This window comes from Streptomyces sp. NPDC102270, assembly GCF_044766405.1.
In the GTDB taxonomy this organism is placed as follows: Bacteria; Actinomycetota; Actinomycetes; order Streptomycetales; family Streptomycetaceae; genus Streptomyces.
In genome coordinates this window covers 439,400-458,806 of the sequence record NZ_JBIWLX010000005.1, presented here as the reverse complement: position 1 = coordinate 458,806, position 19,407 = coordinate 439,400, and the positions used below count along the sequence as shown (strand labels likewise).

Annotated in this window: 17 protein-coding genes and 3 tRNA genes; 9 read left to right on the top strand and 11 right to left on the bottom strand. The window is 70.6% G+C overall.

From position 1 onward, the window contains the following. Window positions 1–75 precede the first annotated feature (75 nt). Window positions 76–324: a DUF3073 domain-containing protein gene (locus ACIRP7_RS12450; protein WP_352391842.1), complete on the top strand. Its 249-nt coding sequence runs from the start codon at window positions 76–78 to the stop codon at window positions 322–324. Window positions 325–461: 137 nt separating this feature from the next. On the opposite strand, the gene purM is transcribed toward ACIRP7_RS12450, so the two are convergent. The 7 genes from purM to purS all read right to left on the bottom strand — a co-directional run bounded on the left by purM (window position 462) and on the right by purS (window position 8,117). Next, window positions 462–1,526, bottom strand: coding sequence for a phosphoribosylformylglycinamidine cyclo-ligase (purM, locus tag ACIRP7_RS12445; protein ID WP_403657003.1), 1,065 nt, complete (start codon window positions 1,524–1,526; stop codon window positions 462–464). A gap of 45 nt (window positions 1,527–1,571) precedes the next feature. Then, window positions 1,572–3,098, bottom strand: a complete 1,527-nt coding sequence (gene purF / locus ACIRP7_RS12440; protein ID WP_403657000.1) for an amidophosphoribosyltransferase — start codon at window positions 3,096–3,098, stop codon at window positions 1,572–1,574. Between the two features lie 57 nt (window positions 3,099–3,155). Beyond that, window positions 3,156–3,974 carry an META domain-containing protein gene (locus ACIRP7_RS12435; RefSeq protein WP_403656998.1) on the bottom strand — a complete coding sequence of 273 codons (819 nt, stop codon included), beginning with the start codon at window positions 3,972–3,974 and terminating at the stop codon, window positions 3,156–3,158. A gap of 31 nt (window positions 3,975–4,005) precedes the next feature. Next, a complete protein-coding gene (locus ACIRP7_RS12430) occupies window positions 4,006–4,800 on the bottom strand; it encodes a sterol carrier family protein (protein ID WP_403656995.1) in 795 nt (264 codons plus the stop codon). 112 nt (window positions 4,801–4,912) lie between these two features. Beyond that, complete coding sequence (gene purL / locus ACIRP7_RS12425; RefSeq protein WP_403656992.1) at window positions 4,913–7,171, bottom strand: phosphoribosylformylglycinamidine synthase subunit PurL; 2,259 nt, start codon at window positions 7,169–7,171, stop codon at window positions 4,913–4,915. After that, window positions 7,168–7,848, bottom strand: a complete 681-nt coding sequence (gene purQ / locus ACIRP7_RS12420) for a phosphoribosylformylglycinamidine synthase subunit PurQ (RefSeq protein WP_030683039.1) — start codon at window positions 7,846–7,848, stop codon at window positions 7,168–7,170. Before purQ ends, purL begins: the two co-directional genes overlap by 4 nt. After that, the gene (gene purS, locus ACIRP7_RS12415) at window positions 7,845–8,117 is read right to left on the bottom strand and encodes a phosphoribosylformylglycinamidine synthase subunit PurS (protein ID WP_352391849.1); all 273 of its coding nucleotides are present in this window, start codon (window positions 8,115–8,117) and stop codon (window positions 7,845–7,847) included. Before purS ends, purQ begins: the two co-directional genes overlap by 4 nt. Before the next feature lie 268 nt (window positions 8,118–8,385). Here purS and ACIRP7_RS12410 point away from each other — a divergent pair, with 268 nt between their 5' ends. The 8 genes from ACIRP7_RS12410 to ACIRP7_RS12375 all read left to right on the top strand — a co-directional run bounded on the left by ACIRP7_RS12410 (window position 8,386) and on the right by ACIRP7_RS12375 (window position 12,884). Then, window positions 8,386–8,703 (top strand): Lsr2 family protein, encoded by a 318-nt coding sequence (locus ACIRP7_RS12410; protein ID WP_403656988.1) that lies wholly within the window; start codon window positions 8,386–8,388, stop codon window positions 8,701–8,703. Between the two features lie 124 nt (window positions 8,704–8,827). Continuing rightward, a tRNA-Gly gene (locus ACIRP7_RS12405) sits at window positions 8,828–8,899 on the top strand. 80 nt (window positions 8,900–8,979) lie between these two features. Continuing rightward, a tRNA-Gly gene (locus tag ACIRP7_RS12400) sits at window positions 8,980–9,052 on the top strand. Window positions 9,053–9,190: 138 nt separating this feature from the next. Beyond that, window positions 9,191–10,129, top strand: coding sequence for an ABC transporter ATP-binding protein (locus tag ACIRP7_RS12395; protein WP_403656985.1), 939 nt, complete (start codon window positions 9,191–9,193; stop codon window positions 10,127–10,129). Continuing rightward, window positions 10,126–10,899 (top strand): ABC transporter permease, encoded by a 774-nt coding sequence (locus ACIRP7_RS12390; RefSeq protein WP_403656981.1) that lies wholly within the window; start codon window positions 10,126–10,128, stop codon window positions 10,897–10,899. Before ACIRP7_RS12395 ends, ACIRP7_RS12390 begins: the two co-directional genes overlap by 4 nt. Window positions 10,900–10,913: 14 nt before the next feature. Continuing rightward, on the top strand, window positions 10,914–12,128 hold the full coding sequence (locus ACIRP7_RS12385) for a sensor histidine kinase (protein ID WP_403656978.1): 1,215 nt from the start codon (window positions 10,914–10,916) through the stop codon (window positions 12,126–12,128). 49 nt (window positions 12,129–12,177) lie between these two features. Beyond that, a complete protein-coding gene (locus tag ACIRP7_RS12380; protein WP_403656975.1) occupies window positions 12,178–12,786 on the top strand; it encodes a response regulator in 609 nt (202 codons plus the stop codon). 22 nt (window positions 12,787–12,808) lie between these two features. Further along, window positions 12,809–12,884, top strand: a tRNA-Gly gene (locus ACIRP7_RS12375). A 50-nt stretch (window positions 12,885–12,934) separates the two neighbouring features. On the opposite strand, the gene ACIRP7_RS12370 is transcribed toward ACIRP7_RS12375, so the two are convergent. From ACIRP7_RS12370 to purD, 4 genes are all read right to left on the bottom strand, one after another. Further along, window positions 12,935–13,834, bottom strand: a complete 900-nt coding sequence (locus ACIRP7_RS12370; protein WP_403656972.1) for a phosphoribosylaminoimidazolesuccinocarboxamide synthase — start codon at window positions 13,832–13,834, stop codon at window positions 12,935–12,937. Window positions 13,835–13,918: 84 nt separating this feature from the next. Continuing rightward, complete coding sequence (locus tag ACIRP7_RS12365; protein WP_403656969.1) at window positions 13,919–15,427, bottom strand: N,N-dimethylformamidase beta subunit family domain-containing protein; 1,509 nt, start codon at window positions 15,425–15,427, stop codon at window positions 13,919–13,921. A 251-nt stretch (window positions 15,428–15,678) separates the two neighbouring features. After that, window positions 15,679–17,772 (bottom strand): hypothetical protein, encoded by a 2,094-nt coding sequence (locus ACIRP7_RS12360; protein ID WP_403656966.1) that lies wholly within the window; start codon window positions 17,770–17,772, stop codon window positions 15,679–15,681. Window positions 17,773–18,097: 325 nt separating this feature from the next. Continuing rightward, window positions 18,098–19,351 carry a phosphoribosylamine--glycine ligase gene (gene purD, locus ACIRP7_RS12355; protein ID WP_403656963.1) on the bottom strand — a complete coding sequence of 418 codons (1,254 nt, stop codon included), beginning with the start codon at window positions 19,349–19,351 and terminating at the stop codon, window positions 18,098–18,100. Window positions 19,352–19,407 lie beyond the last annotated feature (56 nt).

Here is a 19,407-nt window from a genome sequence, read left to right as displayed (position 1 = left end):
GAGAGCCCGTTCCAGATCATGAACGCGTGTCAAGACTCTGGGGCCACCGAGCCCCGTATCCGAGGGGGTCGAGCCATGGGGCGCGGCCGGGCAAAGGCCAAGCAGACGAAGGTCGCCCGCCAGCTGAAGTACAGCAGCGGCGGGACAGATCTGTCGCGTCTGGCCAATGAGCTGGGCGCTTCGACTTCGAGCCAGCCGCCGAATGGCGAGCCGTTCGAGGACGACGAGGAAGACGACCCGTACGCCCAGTACGCGGATCTCTACAACGACGACGGGGACGAGGACGACGAGTCCGGTCCTGCGTCTCAACGCCGCGGAGCGTAATGCCTGCAGCGGCCTAGCCGTTGGCTCACCCGGTCCGGAGCTCTCAGCGCCGGACCGGGTTTTGTGCTGACGTCGCGGGGCACCGCCCCGGATCCAGCTCCTCGTACGCCGAGGGGCTGGATCTCTGCGTACCGGATCTACGCGTAGTCGCCGACCAGCTCCGCACCCGTGGTGTGGTCGCCACGGTCCGTGATCTCGCCCGCGACCCAGGCCTCGACCCCGCGGTCGGCCAGGGTCTCCAGGGCGACGTCCGCCGACTCCTCGGGGACGATCGCGATCATGCCGACGCCCATGTTCAGGGTCTTCTCCAGCTCCAGGCGCTCGACCTGACCCGTCCTGCCGACGAGGTCGAAGATCGGGTCCGGGGTCCAGGTGGTGCGGTCCACGACGGCGTGCAGGCCGTCGGGGATCACCCGGGCCAGATTGGCCGCCAGACCGCCGCCGGTGACGTGGGAGAAGGCGTGCACCTCGGCCGTGCGGATCAGCGCCAGGCAGTCCAGCGAGTAGATCTTGGTGGGCTCCAGGAGCTCCTCGCCGAGGGTGCGGCCGAGCTCGTCGATCCGGGCGTCCAGGGCGAGGCCCGCCTCGTTCAGAAGCACATGCCGGACCAGCGAGTACCCGTTCGAGTGAAGACCGGAGGCCGCCATGGCGATGACGGCGTCACCCTTACGGATGCGATCCGCGCCGAGCAGCCGGTCGGCTTCCACGACGCCCGTACCGGCGCCGGCCACATCGAAGTCGTCCGGGCCCAGCAGACCGGGGTGCTCGGCCGTCTCTCCGCCCACCAGGGCGCAGCCGGCGAGCACACAGCCCTCGGCGATGCCCTTGACGATCGCGGCGACCCGCTCGGGGTGGACCTTGCCGACACAGATGTAGTCGGTCATGAACAGCGGCTCGGCACCGCAGACCACGATGTCGTCCATGACCATCGCGACCAGGTCGTGGCCGATGGTGTCGTAGACGCCCAGCTGACGCGCGATGTCCACCTTGGTGCCGACACCGTCGGTGGCGGAGGCGAGCAGCGGACGCTCGAAGCGCTTGAGGGCGGAGGCGTCGAAGAGGCCGGCGAAACCGCCGAGGCCGCCGAGGACCTCGGGGCGCTGCGTCTTCTTCACCCACTCCTTCATCAGCTCTACGGCGCGGTCGCCCGCCTCGATGTCGACGCCCGCGGCTGCGTAGCTGGCACCAGTTGTCTCAGACATGGCAGTAGAGAACCTTCGTGTCGTACGGCAGGTATGGCGGGCTGTCTACGGGCGACGGATCGCGTCGGCCGCGGCCGTGGAGGCGGGCCCTGCGGCCAGCTCGGTCTCCAGCAGCTGCTTGCCGAGCAGCTCCGGGTCGGGCAGATCCATCGGGTACTCGCCGTCGAAGCAGGCACGGCACAGGTTCGGCTTGGCGATGGTGGTCGCCTCGATCATGCCGTCGAGGGAGATGTACGAGAGGGAGTCGGCGCCCATCGAGGTGCCGATCTCCTCGACGGTCATGCCGTTGGCGATGAGTTCGGCGCGGGTGGCGAAGTCGATGCCGAAGAAGCAGGGCCACTTCACGGGGGGCGAGGAGATCCGGATGTGGACCTCGGCGGCGCCCGCCTCGCGGAGCATGCGGACCAGGGCGCGCTGGGTGTTGCCGCGCACGATGGAGTCGTCGACGACGACCAGCCGCTTGCCCTTGATGACTTCCTTGAGCGGGTTCAGCTTCAGGCGGATGCCGAGCTGGCGAATGGTCTGCGAGGGCTGGATGAACGTACGGCCGACGTAGGCGTTCTTCACGAGACCCGCGCCGAAGGGGATCCCGGACGCTTCCGCGTAGCCGATGGCCGCCGGGGTGCCGGACTCCGGGGTCGCTATGACGAGGTCGGCCTCGACGGGCGCTTCCTTCGCGAGCCTGCGGCCCATCTCCACCCGGGAGAGGTACACGTTCCGGCCGGCGATGTCGGTGTCGGGGCGCGCCAGATAGACGTACTCGAAGACACAGCCCTTGGGCTTCGCTTCCGCGAATCGGGAGGTGCGCAGTCCGTTCTCGTCGATGGCGACGAACTCGCCCGGCTCGATCTCGCGGACGTAGGCGGCGCCGCAGATGTCGAGGGCGGCGGACTCGGACGCGACGACCCAGCCGCGCTCCAGGCGGCCGAGGACCAGCGGGCGGATGCCCTGCGGGTCGCGGGCGGCGTAGAGGGTGTGCTCGTTCATGAAGACGAGCGAGAAGGCGCCCTGGACCTGGGGGAGGACCACGGGGGCGGCCTCCTCGATGGTCAGGGGCTTGCCGTCCTCGTCGACCTGGGCCGCGAGGAGCGCGGTGAGCAGGTCGGTGTCGTTGGTGGCGGCCACCCGGGGGCTGCGGCCCTCCTGCTTGGGCAGGTCGGCGACCATCTCGGCGAGCTGTGCCGTGTTGACCAGGTTGCCGTTGTGGCCGAGCGCGATGGAACCGTGCGCGGTGGCACGGAAAGTCGGCTGGGCGTTCTCCCACACGGAGGCGCCGGTGGTCGAGTAGCGGGCGTGACCGACCGCGATGTGACCTTGGAGTGAACCGAGAGAGGTCTCGTCGAAGACCTGGGACACGAGGCCCATGTCCTTGAAGACGAGGATCTGTGAGCCGTTGCTGACCGCGATTCCCGCGGATTCCTGGCCTCGATGCTGGAGGGCGTAGAGCCCGAAGTAGGAGAGCTTGGCGACCTCTTCGCCCGGAGCCCAGACACCGAAGACGCCACAAGCGTCCTGGGGGCCCTTCTCACCGGGGAGCAGGTCGTGGTTGAGTCGTCCGTCACCACGTGGCACGGTTCCGAGTGTAGGCGAGATCGACCACTGGTCCGAATTCGCGGAGAGTGGGCTTTCTTACTCCGCGCGGGCCGTGACGCTCTCGCCGGGCCCCTTGGTGATCTCCAGGGAATCGCGTTCCTGCTGGTAGGAGACCTTGCCGGAGAGGATTTCGGCGAGTTGGCGCTCGGTCTTCATCACCGGGCCGGAACACATCATGCGCGTGGTCGCCAGGGGCCCGAACACGATGGTGCGGTCCTTGACGTTCGCCCTGCCGTGGAAGGTGTTGCATCCGAGGTTGCCGGTGACGGTGTTCTTCCGGGTGAGGGTGAGATAGGCGTTCTCGCCGAGGGACCAGCGAGTGCCCTTCAGGGCGGGCGGTTTCCCCTCGCGCAGGGTGATGGTGTCGTCCTGCGGGCTGGTCAGGGTGAGCGTCCGGGAACCCGAGGGCCCGTCCAGGCGGGCCTTGAGGTCGTTGTCGAAGACACCGACGAACTTCTCCTCGAACTGCCCCACGGCACCTGGGCAGCCCATCAGTGTCATGACGAGGTCGGAGACCCTCACGGTGTCGCCCTCGATGGCCACGTCGACGCCAATGCTGTTGCAGCCCACGGAACCGCCGGACTCACCACCGTCGCCATCCGGTTCGGCGGTCGTCGGCTTGAAGGTGATCTGGGCCTTGTGCCGGGCACCCTTTACGGGCAGGACGTAGTCCTTGCCGTCGACGGTGACCTTCTTGGGCACCCACGAGACGTCCTCGATGGCGGAGAGGTCCTGGGTCGAGGTCCCCGCGGGCTCCGTGCCGCAGGCGGCCAGGACGGTGGTCCCGGCCAGGGCCGCGGCAGCGTACTTGGCGCATGTCGTCCGCTTTGTCGTCCGCTGTGTCGTCCGCTTCATGGCTCTTTGACGCACGAGCCCCGTGAAGGGTTCAGCTCATCAGTGGGAGCAGTCCGCCCAGGTCCGCCCGCTCCCCGCTCGCGCTGACCTTGGCCGCCTCCAGCGCGTCCTGCCAGGCCAGCCGGCCGGTGGCGAGCCGGATCCAGGTCAGCGGGTCGGTCTCGACGACGTTCGGCGGGGTGCCCCGGGTGTGCTTCGGCCCCTCGACGCACTGCACGACGGCGTACGGCGGGATCCGCACCTCGGTCGAGCCGCCGGGCGCCTTCACGGCCAGGGCGTCGGCGAGGAGACGGGTGCAGGCGGCGAGCGCCTGGCGGTCGTAGGGGATGTCGAGGCCGGGCACGGCCGCGTTCAGGTCGTCGGTGTGGACGACGAGTTCGACAGTGCGGGTGACCAGGTAGTCGGCCAGGGTCATCGCACCGGTACGGGCGGCGAGGACGCGGGAGCCGGGGGCACTCAGGGCGGCCAGGAACCGCTCCTCGGTACGGGCGTACAGCGCGGCGAGGTCCGGGTTGGCGGAGGCCAGCTCCCGGGTGCCGTCGGCGATGTCACCGGCCCGGTCGGCCGTGGCGAAGGGCCATTCGAGGAGGGTGAGCCGCGGAGCCGGGGGTTCCTCCCGGTCGAGGTTCCGGCTGACCGTCTCGACCGCCATGGTGATGTGCGCGGCCAGGTCCCGCACGGTCCAGCCGGTCAGGCGCGTTGCGAGAGCGAGTTGCTCGGGGGTGAGGGCGCCCACGGCCTCCCGTACATGTCCGAACTGGTTCTTCAGAGCCTCGCGGATCTTGGCGGGGTCGTAGGTGCGGGCGCGCTTCCTGGTCGTGGGCATGGCGGTGAGCCTAATCGGCGGCGCTTCGGAGGCGGCCCGCGAACCGGTGCCGGAGTCACGAAGGCCCCGCCCGTCACGGCGACGGGCGGGGCCTTCGGAGTCGTACGACCGGCTACTTCAGCAGTGCCGGGATCGTCTCCTCGTGGGCCGTCCGCAGTTCCTCCAGGGACAGTTCGAACTCGCCCTGGAGCTCGACCGAGTCGCCGTCGACGACACCGATGCGGGTGACGGGCAGGCCCCGCGCGCCGCACATGTCGTTGAAGCGGAGCTCCTCGGAGCGGGGGACCGCGACCACCGCGCGGCCGGCCGACTCCGAGAACAGCAGCGTGAACGCGTCCAGACCGTCCGGGACGATCAGGCGGGCGCCCTTGCCGCCGAGCAGCGCCGACTCCACGACCGCCTGGATCAGGCCGCCGTCGGAGAGGTCGTGCGCGGAGTCGATCATGCCGTCGCGGCTGGCGGAGATCAGGATCTCGGCGAGCAGCCGCTCGCGCTCCAGGTCGACCTTGGGCGGCAGACCGCCGAGGTGGTCGTGGACGACCTGGGACCAGGCCGAGCCGCCGAACTCCTCACGGGTGTCGCCGAGGAGGTACAGCAGCTGGCCCTCCTCGCGGAAGGCGATCGGGGTGCGGCGGGCGACGTCGTCGATGACGCCCAGGACCGCGACGACCGGGGTGGGGTGGATGGCCACATCACCGGTCTGGTTGTAGAGGGAGACGTTGCCGCCGGTCACCGGGGTGCCCAACTGCTGGCAGGCGTCGGCCAGTCCGCGGATGGCCTCCGCGAACTGCCACATGACGGCCGGGTCCTCGGGCGAGCCGAAGTTCAGGCAGTCGGAGACCGCGAGGGGCTTGGCGCCGGTCGTCGCCACGTTCCGGTAGGCCTCCGAGAGCGCCAGTTGCGCGCCCGCGTACGGGTCGAGCTTCGCGTAACGGCCGTTGCCGTCCGTCGCGATCGCCACACCCAGGCCGGTCGACTCGTCGATGCGGATCATGCCGGAGTCCTCCGGCTGGGCCAGCACCGTGTTGCCCTGCACGAAGTGGTCGTACTGCGAGGTGATCCACTTCTTGGAGGCCTGGTTCGGGGAGGAGACCAGCGCGAGGACCTGCTCCTTGAGCTCCTCGCCCGTCTGCGGCCGGGGCAGCTTGTTCGCGTCGTCCGCCTGGAGCGCGTCCTGCCAGTCCGGACGGGCATACGGGCGCTCGTAGACCGGGCCGTCGTGGGCCACGGTCCGCGGGTCGACGTCGACGATCTTGCCGCCGTGCCAGTAGATCTCCAGCCGGTCGCCGTCGGTGACCTCACCGATGACGGTGGCGATGACGTCCCACTTGTCGCAGATCTCCAGGAACCGGTCGACCTTCCCCGGCTCCACGACCGCGCACATGCGCTCCTGGGACTCGCTCATGAGGATTTCCTCGGGCGAGAGCGTCGAGTCGCGCAGCGGTACGTCGTCCAGGGTGACGCGCATGCCGCCGGAGCCGTTGGAGGCGAGCTCGGAGGTGGCACAGGACAGACCGGCCGCGCCGAGGTCCTGGATCCCGACGACCAGCTTCTCCTTGAAGGCCTCCAGGGTGCACTCGATGAGGAGCTTCTCCTGGAACGGGTCCCCGACCTGCACGGCCGGACGCTTCGACGGCTTGGCGTCGTCGAAGGTCTCGGAGGCGAGGATCGACGCGCCGCCGATGCCGTCACCGCCCGTGCGGGCCCCGTACAGGATGACCTTGTTGCCGGCGCCGGACGCCTTCGCGAGGTGGATGTCCTCGTGCCGCATCACGCCGATGGCACCGGCGTTGACCAGCGGGTTGCCCTGGTAGCAGGCGTCGAAGACGACCTCGCCGCCGATGTTGGGCAGGCCCAGGCAGTTGCCGTAACCGCCGATGCCGGCGACGACACCGGGGAGCACGCGCTTGGTGTCCGGATGGTCCGCGGCACCGAAGCGCAGGGGGTCGACCACGGCCACCGGCCGCGCGCCCATCGCGATGATGTCGCGGACGATGCCGCCGACACCGGTCGCGGCGCCCTGGTAGGGCTCGACGTAGGAGGGGTGGTTGTGCGATTCGACCTTGAAGGTGACCGCGTAGCCCTGGCCGACGTCCACGACGCCCGCGTTCTCGCCGATGCCGACGAGGAGGGCGTCCGACTGGGGCGCCTTCTCGCCGAACTGGCGCAGATGCACCTTCGACGACTTGTAGGAGCAGTGCTCGGACCACATGACCGAGTACATGGCGAGCTCGGCACCGGTGGGCCGACGCCCGAGGATCTCGACGACCCTCTCGTACTCGTCCTTCTTCAGGCCCAGTTCGGCCCAGGGCAGCTCGACGTCGGGGGTCGCGGTCGCGTGCTCGACCGTGTCCAGAGGCGTCCGGCTCATACGTTGACCAGCTTCTTGAGGATCGAGGTGAAGAAGGGGAGGCCGTCGGTGCGGCCGGTGCCGATGAGCGGCTCCACGGCGTGCTCCGGGTGCGGCATCAGGCCTACGACGTTGCCCGCCTCGTTGGTGATGCCGGCGATGTCACGGAGGCTGCCGTTGGGGTTGAAGTCCAGGTACCGGAAGGCGACCCGGCCCTCGGCCTCCAGCTTGTCGAGGGTGTACTCGTCGGCGACGTACCGGCCGTCCATGTTCTTCAGCGGAATGTTGATCTCCTGGCCGGCCGAGTAGTCGGTCGTCCAGGCGGTGTCCGCGTTCTCCACCCGCAGCTTCTGGTCGCGGCAGATGAAGTGGAGGTGGTCGTTGCCGAGCATCCCGCCCGGGAGGAGGTGGGCCTCGGTGAGGATCTGGAAGCCGTTGCAGATGCCGAGGACCGGGAGGCCGGCCTTCGCCTGCTCGATGAGGGGCTCCATGACCGGCGAGAAGCGCGCGATGGCACCCGCGCGCAGATAGTCGCCGTAGGAGAAACCGCCGCACAGCACCACGGCGTCGACCTGGTGGAGGTCCTTGTCCTTGTGCCAGAGGGCGACCGGTTCGGCGCCCGCGAGGCGGATCGCGCGCTGGGTGTCCCGGTCGTCGAGGCTGCCCGGGAAAGTGACGACGCCAATACGAGCGGTCACTTCGCGGCCCCCGCGACTTCCGCAGAGTCCTCGACCTTCACGGTGAAGTCCTCGATCACGGTGTTGGCGAGGAAGGATTCCGCAAGATCATGGATGCGGGCGAGCGCGGCCTCGTCGACCGGCCCGTCAACTTCCAGTTCGAATCGCTTTCCCTGACGTACGTCGGAGATGCCGTCGAAACCAAGCCGCGGCAGTGCGCGCTGCACCGCCTGGCCCTGGGGGTCGAGGATCTCCGGCTTGAGCATGACGTCGACTACGACGCGTGCCACTGGCACTCCCGGTGGTGTGGTGCTGAGCAGGTTCCTTCAGACTACCCGTACAAAAATTCTACGCGCGTTGAGTTGTAGGAATCTACGTGACGGCGATCACGACACATCACGGAGGCGGCCGGTCGCGAAAATTTCCCGGAAAGATCTCAGATCGACACCCGATACCTATTGCGCTGGGACACGCGGAAGGATTTAGTCGAGCTCACAATGCATTGTTGGGCACTGTACAAATGAATTGGCAACGTGCCGTACGAAGGGACCGATATTCGTGGCGCAGAAGGTCGTGGTCACTCTCTTTGACGACATCGACGGCTCGGAAGCGGCGGAAACGATCGCCTTCGGACTCGACGGCAAGTCGTACGAGATCGACCTGAATCAAACCAATGCCAAGAAACTGCGTAAGGCGCTCGAGCCGTACGTGGAGGCCGGCCGCAAGCGGTCCAGGTCGGGCAAGGCGTACCAGCAGACCGAGGTCGCTCCCGACCCGGCGGCGGTCCGGGCCTGGGCCCAGGCCAACAAGATGGATGTCCCCGCCCGTGGACGCATCCCCAAGAGGGTCTACGAGGCGTTCGCCGAGGCCCGGTAAGGGCCGGTCGACGCCGGGTCACCCGCCCCTCGGGACAACCGACTTGCGTTGCACCCCACCTGGTCAGCTAGAGTCTGGAGCACGCCGAGGGGCGAGGCCGAAAGGCCCAGCTCACGGAGTACATGCGGGTGTAGTTCAGTAGTAGAACATCCCCCTTCCAGGGGGAAGGCGCAGTGTGCAATTCCTGTCACCCGCTCTGCACCACCGGCCTGGCCACAGTTGTGGATCAGGTATGCTGGTGCCCGCGCCGATCGGTGAGAGCCGGTCGGATGCAATGCGGACGTAGCTCAGTTGGTAGAGCGCAACCTTGCCAAGGTTGAGGTCGCGAGTTCGAGCCTCGTCGTCCGCTCTGAATCAAGCCCTCCGGTTTCGACCGGGGGGCTTTTTCATGCCCGGTGCCTGACCGGTCGGGTCGTCTGACATTTGTCATACGGAGTGGTGACAGCGCGCACTGCTGTCGCATCCGCTCCGCCGGGACGCTGGCTTCATGAACACCGACGAACACGAACACGTGATTGAGGTCACCGGCCTACGGCGTGTGTACGGGGGCGGGTTCGAGGCCGTGCGCGGGATCAGCTTCTCCGTGGCCCGCGGAGAGGTCTTCGCCCTGCTCGGCACCAACGGCGCCGGCAAGACCTCCACCGTCGAACTCCTCGAAGGACTCGCCCGGCCGACCGAGGGCCGCATCCGCGTCCTCGGGCACGATCCGTACACCGAGCGCGCCGCCGTACGCCCGCGGACCGGGGTGATGCTCCAGGAGGGCGGCTTCCCCTCCGAGCTGACCGTCGACGAGACCGCGCGGATGTGGGCTGGCTGCGTCAGCGGGGCCCGGCCGCCGCTGGAGGTGCTGGAACTCGTCGGGCTCGCCCGGCGGACCGGCGTACGGGTCAAGCAGTTGTCCGGAGGCGAGCGGCGGCGCCTCGACCTGGCGCTCGCACTGCTCGGCGACCCCGAGGTGCTGTTCCTGGACGAGCCGACGACCGGACTCGACGCCGAAGGGCGCCGGGACACCTGGGAGTTGGTGCGGGCCCTGCGCGACCGGGGGACGACCGTGCTGCTCACCACCCACTACATGGAGGAGGCCGAGGACCTCGCGGGCCGGCTGGCGATCCTCCACGAGGGGCGGATCGCGGCCACCGGGACACCGGCCGAGGTGACCGCCGCCCAGCCGGCACGGATCTCGTTCGAACTGCCCGACGGGTACTTCGTGGGAGACCTGCCCCCGCTCGCGGAGCTCGGGGTGTGCGGACACGAGGTCGACGGGAACGTCGTACGGCTGCGGACGCGGGAGTTGCAGCGGGCCGCCACCGGGCTGCTGGTGTGGGCCGAGCGGGCCGGCATCGAGCTGCGGCGGCTCGATGTGCGGTCCGCCTCGCTGGAGGAGGCGTTCCTGGGGATCGCGGCGCGTGAGGAGGTCTCGGCATGAGCATGGTCACCACTCCCGCGAGCCGGCTGGGCGCCCTCGCCCGCGCCGAGTTCACGCTGCTCGGACGCAGCAGGGCCACGCTCGTGGCGGCCGTACTGGTGCCGCTCGCGCTGCCGTTCAGCCTGCGGCCCGTGGTGGACGACATGGACGTCGGGAAGTCCGGGCTGAGTGTCGGGCTGGTGCTGCTGCCGGCCGCGGTCGGCTTCACCCTGCTCTTCGGTGTCTACGGCGCTCTGGTCGGGATCTACACCGCCCGGCGCGAGGAACTCGTGCTGAAGCGGCTGCGCACCGGCGAGCTGCGGGACGTCGAGATCCTCTGCGGGACCGCGCTGCCGATCGGCGCGACCGGGCTCACCCAGTCCGTGGTGCTGGTGGCCGCGAGCACGGTCCTGCTCGACGTGCCCGCGCCGCACGCCCCCCATCTCGTCGTACTGGGGCTGCTGTTGGGGCTGGTGATGTGCGCGGCGCTCGCTGCCGTGACGGCGGCCGTGACCCGGACCGTGGAGAGCGCGCAGGTCACCACGCTGCCACTCGTGGTGATCTCGATGGCCCTCTCGGGCGTCACCGTGCCGCTGGAGCTGCTGCCCGACACGTTCGCGTCGGTGTGCGAGCTCCTGCCCCTGTCGCCCGTGATCACCCTGGTCCGCGGCGGCTGGACCGGCACGCTCTCGACCTACGAGGCCCTGGGCGCCCTCGGTACGGCGGTGGCCTGGACCGTGCTGGCAGTGTTTGCTGTACAGCGGTGGTTCCGGTGGGAACCGAGGCGCTGACGTACGGGGAGAGCATGCGCGAGGCAGGGGGCTGGTGGCGTCGGAAGAGCACGCCGGCGAAGGTGGAGACGTACACGCGCTGGTCGTTCCACTTCTTCGCGGTGATCTACGTCGCCTCGGTCGGACTGCCGGTCTTCGGGCAGGTGACGGGGCAGCTCGCGGTCTGGCTGGTGCTGCTGGTGTGCGCGCATGCCCTGGCGTGCGCGGTGACCGCGTCGCGGGCGCTCGACTGGACGCGGGGGCGGCGCGAGCAGCCGGTGCGGACGCTGTGGGTGCTCGGGGCGGTCACCGCCGCCATCTCCGTCGCGGTGATCGGCATCGCCGAGCGGGGGCCGCACAGTGACGGGCTCGACATGGCCACGGGGGCGGTCTTCGTGGGCGTGCTGACCTTCGCGGCCGGTATCGGCGCGCTCGGCGTCCGCAGGCGACGGCGCGTGCTCGCGCTCGTGGGCGGCTTCGCCGCGGGCGCGGTGCTCGGCGGCTTCCCCCTGGGGTACGCCCTCCCGGAGTCCCTGGTCACCGGGGTCGTGGTGCTGATCGCCGCCGGGTTCCTCGCCTTCACCTCCGTCTTCTCCGTCTGGCTCCTGAACGCCGTCTACGAACTCGACACGGCCCGCGAGACCCGCGCCCGGCTCGCCGTCGCCGAGGAACGGCTGCGGTTCGGGCGGGACCTGCACGACGTGATGGGGCGCAACCTGGCCGTGATCGCGCTGAAGAGCGAACTGGCCGTGCAGCTGGCGCGTCGGGGACGCGACGAGGCCGTGGACCAGATGACCGAGGTGCAGCGGATCGCGCAGGAGACACAGCGCGAGGTGCGGGACGTCGTACGGGGATACCGGGAGGCCGATCTGGGCATCGAACTGGCCGGAGCGCGAGGGGTGTTGACCGCCGCCGGCATCGACTGCGAGGTCACCGGTGAACCGGGCGGGCTGCCCGCCGAGGTGCAGTCGGCGCTCGGCTGGGTGGTCCGGGAGGCCACCACGAACGTACTGCGGCACGGGGACGCCAAGCGGTGCGTGGTGGCCCTGCGGAGAGAGGGGGAGCAGGTGGTGCTCACCGTGGAGAACGACGGGGCGTCGCGGCCACCGGGCACCGGCGGCTCCGGGCTCGCGGGACTACGGGAACGTCTCGCGGTCGTGGCCGGGACGCTGGAGGCGGGACCGGTCCGAGAGGGTGTGTTCCGGCTGGTGGCGGAGGTGCCGGTGGTGGCGGCGGAGGGGGTTTCATGAATGGGGGCGGGGTCGTGACCGTATGTGTCGGGTCGCCGGAGGCGGGCTCATGACCGTGCGGGTGCTGCTCGCCGATGACGAGCATCTGATCCGGGGCGCGCTCGCCGCGCTGCTCTCGCTGGAGGACGACCTGGCGGTCGTCGCGGAGGCGGCGACCGGCCCCGAGGCGCTGGCGATGGCCCGGGCACACGAGCCCGACGTCGCCGTACTGGATCTCCAGATGCCCGGCGCGGACGGTGTGAAGGTCGCCACATCCCTGCGGACCGAACTGCCCTCGTGCAGGGTGCTGATCGTCACCGGTCACGGGCGGCCGGGGCATCTCAAACGGGCCCTGGAGGCCGGTGTGCGGGGGTTCGTCCCCAAGACCTTGAGCGCGCAGCGGCTCGCGGAGATCATCCGCACGGTGCACGCGGGAAACCGTTACGTCGACCCGGAGTTGGCCGCCGACGCGATCTCCGCCGGGGACTCGCCGTTGACCGCGCGGGAGGCCGAGGTGCTGGAACTGGCCGCCGACGGGGCGCCCGTCGCGGAGATCGCCGAACGGGCCGCGCTGTCGCAGGGGACCGTACGCAATTATCTGTCCTCGGCCGTCTCCAAACTCGGGGCCGAGAACCGTCACGCGGCCGTGCGGCTCGCGCGGGAGCGAGGTTGGGTATAGTGGTTCTCGCGCCACGGCGCATGCGAACGTAGCTCAGTTGGTAGAGCGCAACCTTGCCAAGGTTGAGGTCGCGAGTTCGAACCTCGTCGTTCGCTCCATCGAGAAGCCCCCCGGTTTTCACCGGGGGGCTTCTCCGTTACGACCAGCGCTACGACCAGCTCGTGCCCGTCAGACGCTCGTAGGCCTCGATGTACTTGGCGCGGGTGCGGTCCACGACCTCCTGCGGCAGCGGCGGCGGGGGCTGCTCGCTCTTGCGGTCCCAGCCGGACTCCGCCGAGGTCAGCCAGTCGCGCACGAACTGCTTGTCGTACGACGGCTGCGCGTGCCCCGGCTCCCACTGGTCGGCCGGCCAGAAGCGGGAGGAGTCCGGGGTGAGGACCTCGTCCGCGATGACGAGGGTGTCCCCGTCGAAGCCGAACTCGAACTTGGTGTCCGCGAGGATGATCCCGCGGTCCCGGGCGATGTCCCGGCCCCGCGAGTACACGGCGAGGGTCGCCTGACGCAGCTGGGCGGCGGTGTCCGCGCCGACCTGGCGGGCGATCTCCTCGTAGGAGACGTTCTCGTCGTGCTCACCGACGGCGGCCTTGGTGGCCGGGGTGAAGATCGGGGCGGGGAGTTCACTGCCGTCCGTGAGCCCCTCCGGGAGGGCGAGGCCGCAGACCGTGCGGGACTCGTTGTACTCCAGCAGTCCGGAGCCGGTGAGGTAGCCGCGGGCGACGGCCTCCACCGGGACCATCTGCAGCGACTTGCAGACCAGGGTGCGGCCGGCCCAGTCGGCGGGGGCGCCGTCCGGCACGTCCGTGCTCAGGACGTGGTTCGGCAGCAGGTCGGCGATCTGGTCGAACCACCACAGTGACAGCTGGGTGAGGACGCGGCCCTTGTCGGGGATCTCGGTCGGCAGCACCCAGTCGAAGGCGGAGATACGGTCGCTGGCGACCATCACGAGGTCGCCCGCCTCGTTCTGGTACAGCTCGCGCACCTTGCCGGTGTGCAGGTGCACCAGCCCCGGAACCTGGAGCGGCTCGGGCTTTTCTACGAATCCGGACACGGTTCCTCCCCGTGGGTATGTCCTACGGGTCGATTGTCCCGTACACCGGGCTGACCTTGGACTTGGGGTGCGTTTTGCGTGGGCTCAGTCACGCTTGCAGATGCGGTCCAGGAGGTTGGCGGTGGCGCGCTGGACACGGGTGTCGACGTGGCCCGGGCGGTCCAGTGCCGGGGACCAGGCGAAGGTGCCGGCGGCGAAGACCAGGGCGCCGGAGGGTGCGCGGTAGAGGGACGTCTCCTGGTGGCGGAGGGCGCCCTCGCTGTCGGCGTACGGCGAGTGGGCGAGCAGGATGCGGTCGTCGTGCTCGGGGAGCGGGGCGCGCGGGAAGTAGCGGTCGGCCTCGCCCGCGACCAGGCCGGCGAGTTCGTCGCCCTCCTGGGCGCCGGTCGCGTCCCACAGCCAGTGCTCGGCGTTGCGGACGATCAGGGGATACGGCTCCGGCACCCGGCCCGCGTACTGGATGCCGACCAACTGCTGCTCAGGGCGGTCGACTTCGCGCCAGAGCGCCGGTTTTCCCGGCCCCCTGCGCTTGCGGCAGGTGAGCAGGCGGTCGGGGACGCCGGACGGCGACGGGCCCAACTCGACCTGCCAGTACATGGTGTTGGCGGAGAGGAAGACGAGGGAGGTGCCGCTGTCGCGGGCTCGCTCGACCGTGCGGCGCATGGCCGCCGACCAGTACTCGTCGTGGCCCGGGAAGACCAGGCCCCGGTAACGGGTGGGGTCGAGGTGGCCGGCGTGCAGGTCGCGGGCGTCGGCGCAGGCGAGGTCGTAGCCGTAGCGCTCGGCGAAGCGGATGAAGTCGTACGCGTGGCCCACGTGCATCGGCAGGCCCGCGCCCGCGTACGGCCGGTCGAAGGAGACCGTGGTCGCCGCGTCGGCCTCGCCGAGGAGCCGGCCCTGTTCGTCCCAGGCGTGGTAGAGGCTGGCGCCGGTGCGGCCGTCCTCCGGGTAGAGGTTGTACGCCTGCCACGTCACGTCCGGCAGCAGGAGCAGTAAGTCCGCGGGGTGGTTGTCGCGGACCGTGAAGGGGATGTGGGAGCGGTAGCCGTCGGCGGTGGTGAGGACGGCGACATACGCCCCGATGCTCCAGTACGACGGGATCTGCAGCCGCCAGGACAGCCACCAGTGGTGACAGGAGACGGTGCGGTCGGCGGTCAGCGGCGGGGGCTGGACGATGCCGGAGAGACGGGGGCTGGTGGTGATCTTCGCCGCGCCGTCGCCGCCGTAGTGGCCGATGCGGTAGATGTCGACGGCGAATTCCTGTGGCGGGTCGACGGTGATGTGGAAGTCGACGGCCTCGCCGGGGGCGACCGCGCCGGTCGAGGTGAAGCCCTTGATCTGGCGGCGGACGTCGTCGGCGGAGCGGGGGCCGCCGCCGGGGTCCGAGCGGGGGGAGGGCACGCGCGGGGCGCCCTGTTTCGGGGTGTGGGCGGGGTCCGTCTCGACGTACCAGGGGACCACCTGGCCGGTGTCGTCGAAGTACGTCTCGCTGCCGCGCAGCCAGGGGACGGGGCCCTGGCCGAAGGGGTCCGTCACGGCGTGCGCGAGTGCTCCCGACTCCCAGCGGCGGATGTGCTCCTGTCCCGGCCCCATGGTCGCTCCCCTCCCTCGTGCCCCCGTCGTCGGTCCTGCGCGGTGCCCTGTTACGCGTGTCGTGCACCTGTCCTATGGCGCGCGCCCTTGCCATGTGCGCGATCGGTCCCAGCACATCACATTCCGCACTTGAACTGTCACTGTTCGTTGCGAATTGGCCGAAAGTGGAAGCGGGTATTCCGCCTATTCCGTCTATTCCGTCCATTCCGTCCATTCCGTCCATTCCGTCCATTCCGGCTATTCCGTCTTCGTCAGACAAGGCGGACGGGCTTCTCGGGGCGTATCCCCGACTTGACCAGCCAGGCACGCAGAGGGCCCGGGTCGCCGTCCTCCACCAGGCTCAGGACGCGGGGAGCGAGGTCAGCGGCACGTTCGCCGTTGATGAGGAGCGACGGACCGTCGAGCCAGTCCAGGCCCGGGGTGGCACCGGCGGTGTCGATCGCGGCACAGCAGATCATCGCGGTGACGTGATCGGTGAGCAGCTCTCGGGCGCTGCGCGGGGGTTGGAGTGGGAAGAGGGGCAGCGCGGTGTCGTCCCAGGCGGTGGCGTCGGGAGCGGTACGGGCCGTGGGGGCGGCGGCTTCCTCCCGCACGAGTTCGGCGGTGAGGGCTGCGGCGAGGATCTCGGCGAGGGGTTCGTCGTGGGGTGGCGGTGAAGCGTGGGGGGTGAGCTCGCCGGCGGCAGTTGTGGGGGCGTCCAAGGGGTCCGGGGCGTCCGCGGAGGGGTGCGGCGAGGCCGGCGTGCAATCGGTGGTCGCGGACGCGTGCGGCGGAGTGGGCTCGTGCGGTGCCGCGTCGCGGTCGGCCGCGGAGGTCCGTGCACCGTCCGTCGCCATGTCGTCGGACGGCGGAGCCGGTACGGGGTCTGCGGTGGCGGAGGCCTCGGCGGGTGGGTCGGTGGGTGTCGGGTGGGCGGTCGTGGGGCGTGCCGCCGGGTCGGCCGGCCTGTCGGCTTCCGCGGAGGGTGACGCCGTACCGGCGGGCCCATCAGTCGCCGCGGACCGTGGCATCGAGTCGGCCGACCCGGACAGCGAACCCGGCCGCACTGTGGGGCCGGTAGGCGGAGAGGAGGACAGGTGGGAGAGGACTCGGGAGAGGGTGGGGGCGTCGGATTCCGGGGGGGTTCCCGGGGGGCGGCGCACGCCCTGGGCGTCGAGGACCCGGTGGAGGCGGGCCGCGTCCAGGCGCCACTTTCGGTCCACCACCTCTTCCGGGTACTCCTGCCAGTCCACCGGCGACCAGTCCGGGCCGGTCTCCGCGGGGCCGCCGTGGAAGAGGCGGGCGGCGAGCAGGGAGGCGGCCTCGTCGATCGAGCCGGGCTCTTCGAGCAGGTCGCAGGCGGGACGCTCGCCGAGGCGGGAGGCGAAACCCTCGGCCAGGCGGTCGCGGCGCGACAGTTCGGTGAGGGCGGCCACCACGCCGGCGTCCAGGCGGGAGGGCCAGCGCCCCATCCGCCAGGCGGGGAGCGCGACCCGGGTCAGCAGCCGGTCCCAGCCCGCGTAGGCCAGGCCGACCTGCTCCTGGGCCACGATCCTGAGGCCGTAGTCCACAGCCTGTGCACGCTCTGCGGCCGCCGCGGCGACCCCGCGCTCCATCTGGGTCGCGTGCTCCCGGCAACTGCGCAGGAGCAGGCGGGCCACCCAGGCGACGCCGGCGCACACCACCCGGGTCAGCGGACAGCGGCCGGGTACGGAGCCGACGGCCACCGCCGCGTCCAGACCCCGTACGAAACGGCGGGCCGCCGCTATGTCGGGGTGGGCCGAGGGGCCCGTACCGGCGACGACCGGGGCGAGGACCGCGCGCAGTTCGCCGACGCGCATCCACCACAGGAACGGCGAGCCGATCACCAGCACCGGTGCGGCCGGGACCCGACGGTGGGAGCCGCGGACGCCCGTGATCTCGTCCTCCCGGCCCTCCTGCGGGGGCGGGCCGTGCGCAGGGTGGGTGCGGTCCTCGAGCCAGCTGTCGCAGTCCGGGGTGAGCGCTATGGCGGAGGGGGCGGGGACGTCCAGGCGGTCGGCGAGGTCGCGCACCATGCGGTACAGATCGGGCGCGGACTCCTCGGCGATCGCGACGGTCGGACTGACGGCGGGACGGGCGCGGGCGACGACCAGGGCGACGGCCCCGGCGGCGAGCAGCACCACGGCCCCGAGAACGCTCATGACCAGCCGGGCGGTGTCCCAGAACCCGCCCAAGAGATGACTGGTGGAACCTCCGGCGAGCAGCACCACGGCCACCGCCGCGGGCAGCAGTGCCACGGCCAGCGCACGGCTGCGGATCCGCAGCACGCCAAGCGCCCGGGAGCGCGCGGCCTGCGCGCCCGCCTCCACACCGATACCGGTCATGACCGGACCTCACCCCCTCCCTGCCGTCCTGAATGCCCAGCTTTCCTGGTGTTGCTCACTCCCCCACTGTGGCACCCGCCACTGACATCGCAATGCCGGTGGGCCAAGTGCCGGACCGCTTGCGCCGCACCCTAGTTGGGCCCCGGGCCCCCGTCAGCCGTATAGCGCCCCGGTCACTCGATGGAATGGCTTTGGGGAAAGGTGGATGACGTACAGCAAAGATCTGGCCCCGAATCCTTAGACGGATCCGGGGCCGGTCGGGTTGTTCGGGGGGCGGCTTCGGGACAGGGCTTTCGGGGGGGTTTCGCCCCGGTTTCCGGGCTTCTCAGGCTTCGGACGCCGCCTTCGCGGCGATGTCCGTCCGGTGCTGGGAACCGTCGAGGCGGATACGGCCCACGGCCCGGTAGGCGCGCTCGCGGGCCTCGGTGAGGTCCTTGCCGGACGCCGTCACCGACAGCACGCGGCCGCCGGCACTGACGACCTCGTCGCCGTCCCGCCTGGTGCCGGCGTGCAGGACGTACGCGTGCGGGGCGTCCTGCTCGGCCACCTCGTCGAGGCCGGTGATCGGGTCGCCGGTGCGCGGGGTGGCCGGGTAGTTGTGGGAGGCGACGACCACGGTGACCGCGGCGTCCTCGCTCCAGCGCAGGGGCGGCAGGTCCTCGAGGTTGCCGCTCGCGGCGGCGAGCAGGACACCGGCCAGCGGGGTCTTGAGGCGGTTCAGCACGACCTGGGTCTCGGGGTCGCCGAAGCGGGCGTTGAACTCGATGACCCGCACGCCCCGGGAAGTGATCGCGAGACCGGCGTACAGCAGGCCGGAGAAGGGGGTGCCGCGACGGCGCATCTCGTCGACGGTCGGCTGCAGAACCGTCTGCATGACCTCGTCCACCAGCTTCGGGTCGGCCCAGGGCAGCGGGGAGTACGCGCCCATGCCGCCGGTGTTCGGGCCCTCGTCGCCGTCGAGGGCGCGCTTGAAGTCCTGCGCGGGCTGCAGCGGGAGGACGGTGTCGCCGTCGGTGATGGCGAAGAGGGAGACCTCGGGGCCGTCGAGGAACTCCTCGATGACGACGCGGTCGCAGGCGTTCGCATGGGCCGTCGCGGCCTCGATGTCGCCGGTCACAACGACGCCCTTGCCCGCGGCGAGACCGTCGTCCTTGACGACGTACGGGGCACCGAAGGCATCGAGGGCCTCGGCGACCTCCTCGGGGGTCGTGCAGACGTAGGAGCGGGCGGTCGGTACTCCGGCCGCGGCCATGACGTCCTTGGCGAAGGCCTTGGAGCCCTCGAGCTGCGCGGCCTCCCCGGACGGGCCGAAGACCGGAATGCCCACCTCGCGGACGGCGTCGGCGACCCCCGCGACGAGCGGGGCCTCCGGGCCTACGACGACCAGGTCGGCGCCGAGTCGCTGCGCCAGCGCGGCCACCGCCTCGCCGTCGAGGGCGTCGACCGGGTGCAGCTCGGCGACCTCGGCGATACCGGCGTTGCCGGGCGCGCAGTGCAGTGCGCTGACGTCGGGGTCGAGGGACAGGGAGCGGCACAGGGCGTGTTCGCGGGCGCCGTTACCGATGACGAGGACCTTCACGAGGGTCAGCCTAACGGGGTTTTTGTGCGGGCTTCCCAAGGGGCGGAGGGAGAGGA

Coding starts and splice junctions, on each gene's coding strand:
- ACIRP7_RS12450 (WP_352391842.1), top strand. CDS start 76: ATGGGGCGCGGCCGGGCAAAGGCCAAGCAGACGAAGGTCGCCCGCCAG.
- purM (WP_403657003.1), bottom strand. CDS start 1,526: ATGTCTGAGACAACTGGTGCCAGCTACGCAGCCGCGGGCGTCGACATC.
- ACIRP7_RS12435 (WP_403656998.1), bottom strand. CDS start 3,974: ATGAAGCGGACGACACAGCGGACGACAAAGCGGACGACATGCGCCAAG.
- ACIRP7_RS12430 (WP_403656995.1), bottom strand. CDS start 4,800: ATGCCCACGACCAGGAAGCGCGCCCGCACCTACGACCCCGCCAAGATC.
- purL (WP_403656992.1), bottom strand. CDS start 7,171: ATGAGCCGGACGCCTCTGGACACGGTCGAGCACGCGACCGCGACCCCC.
- ACIRP7_RS12395 (WP_403656985.1), top strand. CDS start 9,191: ATGAACACCGACGAACACGAACACGTGATTGAGGTCACCGGCCTACGG.
- ACIRP7_RS12390 (WP_403656981.1), top strand. CDS start 10,126: ATGAGCATGGTCACCACTCCCGCGAGCCGGCTGGGCGCCCTCGCCCGC.
- ACIRP7_RS12385 (WP_403656978.1), top strand. CDS start 10,914: ATGCGCGAGGCAGGGGGCTGGTGGCGTCGGAAGAGCACGCCGGCGAAG.
- ACIRP7_RS12380 (WP_403656975.1), top strand. CDS start 12,178: ATGACCGTGCGGGTGCTGCTCGCCGATGACGAGCATCTGATCCGGGGC.
- ACIRP7_RS12365 (WP_403656969.1), bottom strand. CDS start 15,427: ATGGGGCCGGGACAGGAGCACATCCGCCGCTGGGAGTCGGGAGCACTC.
- ACIRP7_RS12360 (WP_403656966.1), bottom strand. CDS start 17,772: ATGACCGGTATCGGTGTGGAGGCGGGCGCGCAGGCCGCGCGCTCCCGG.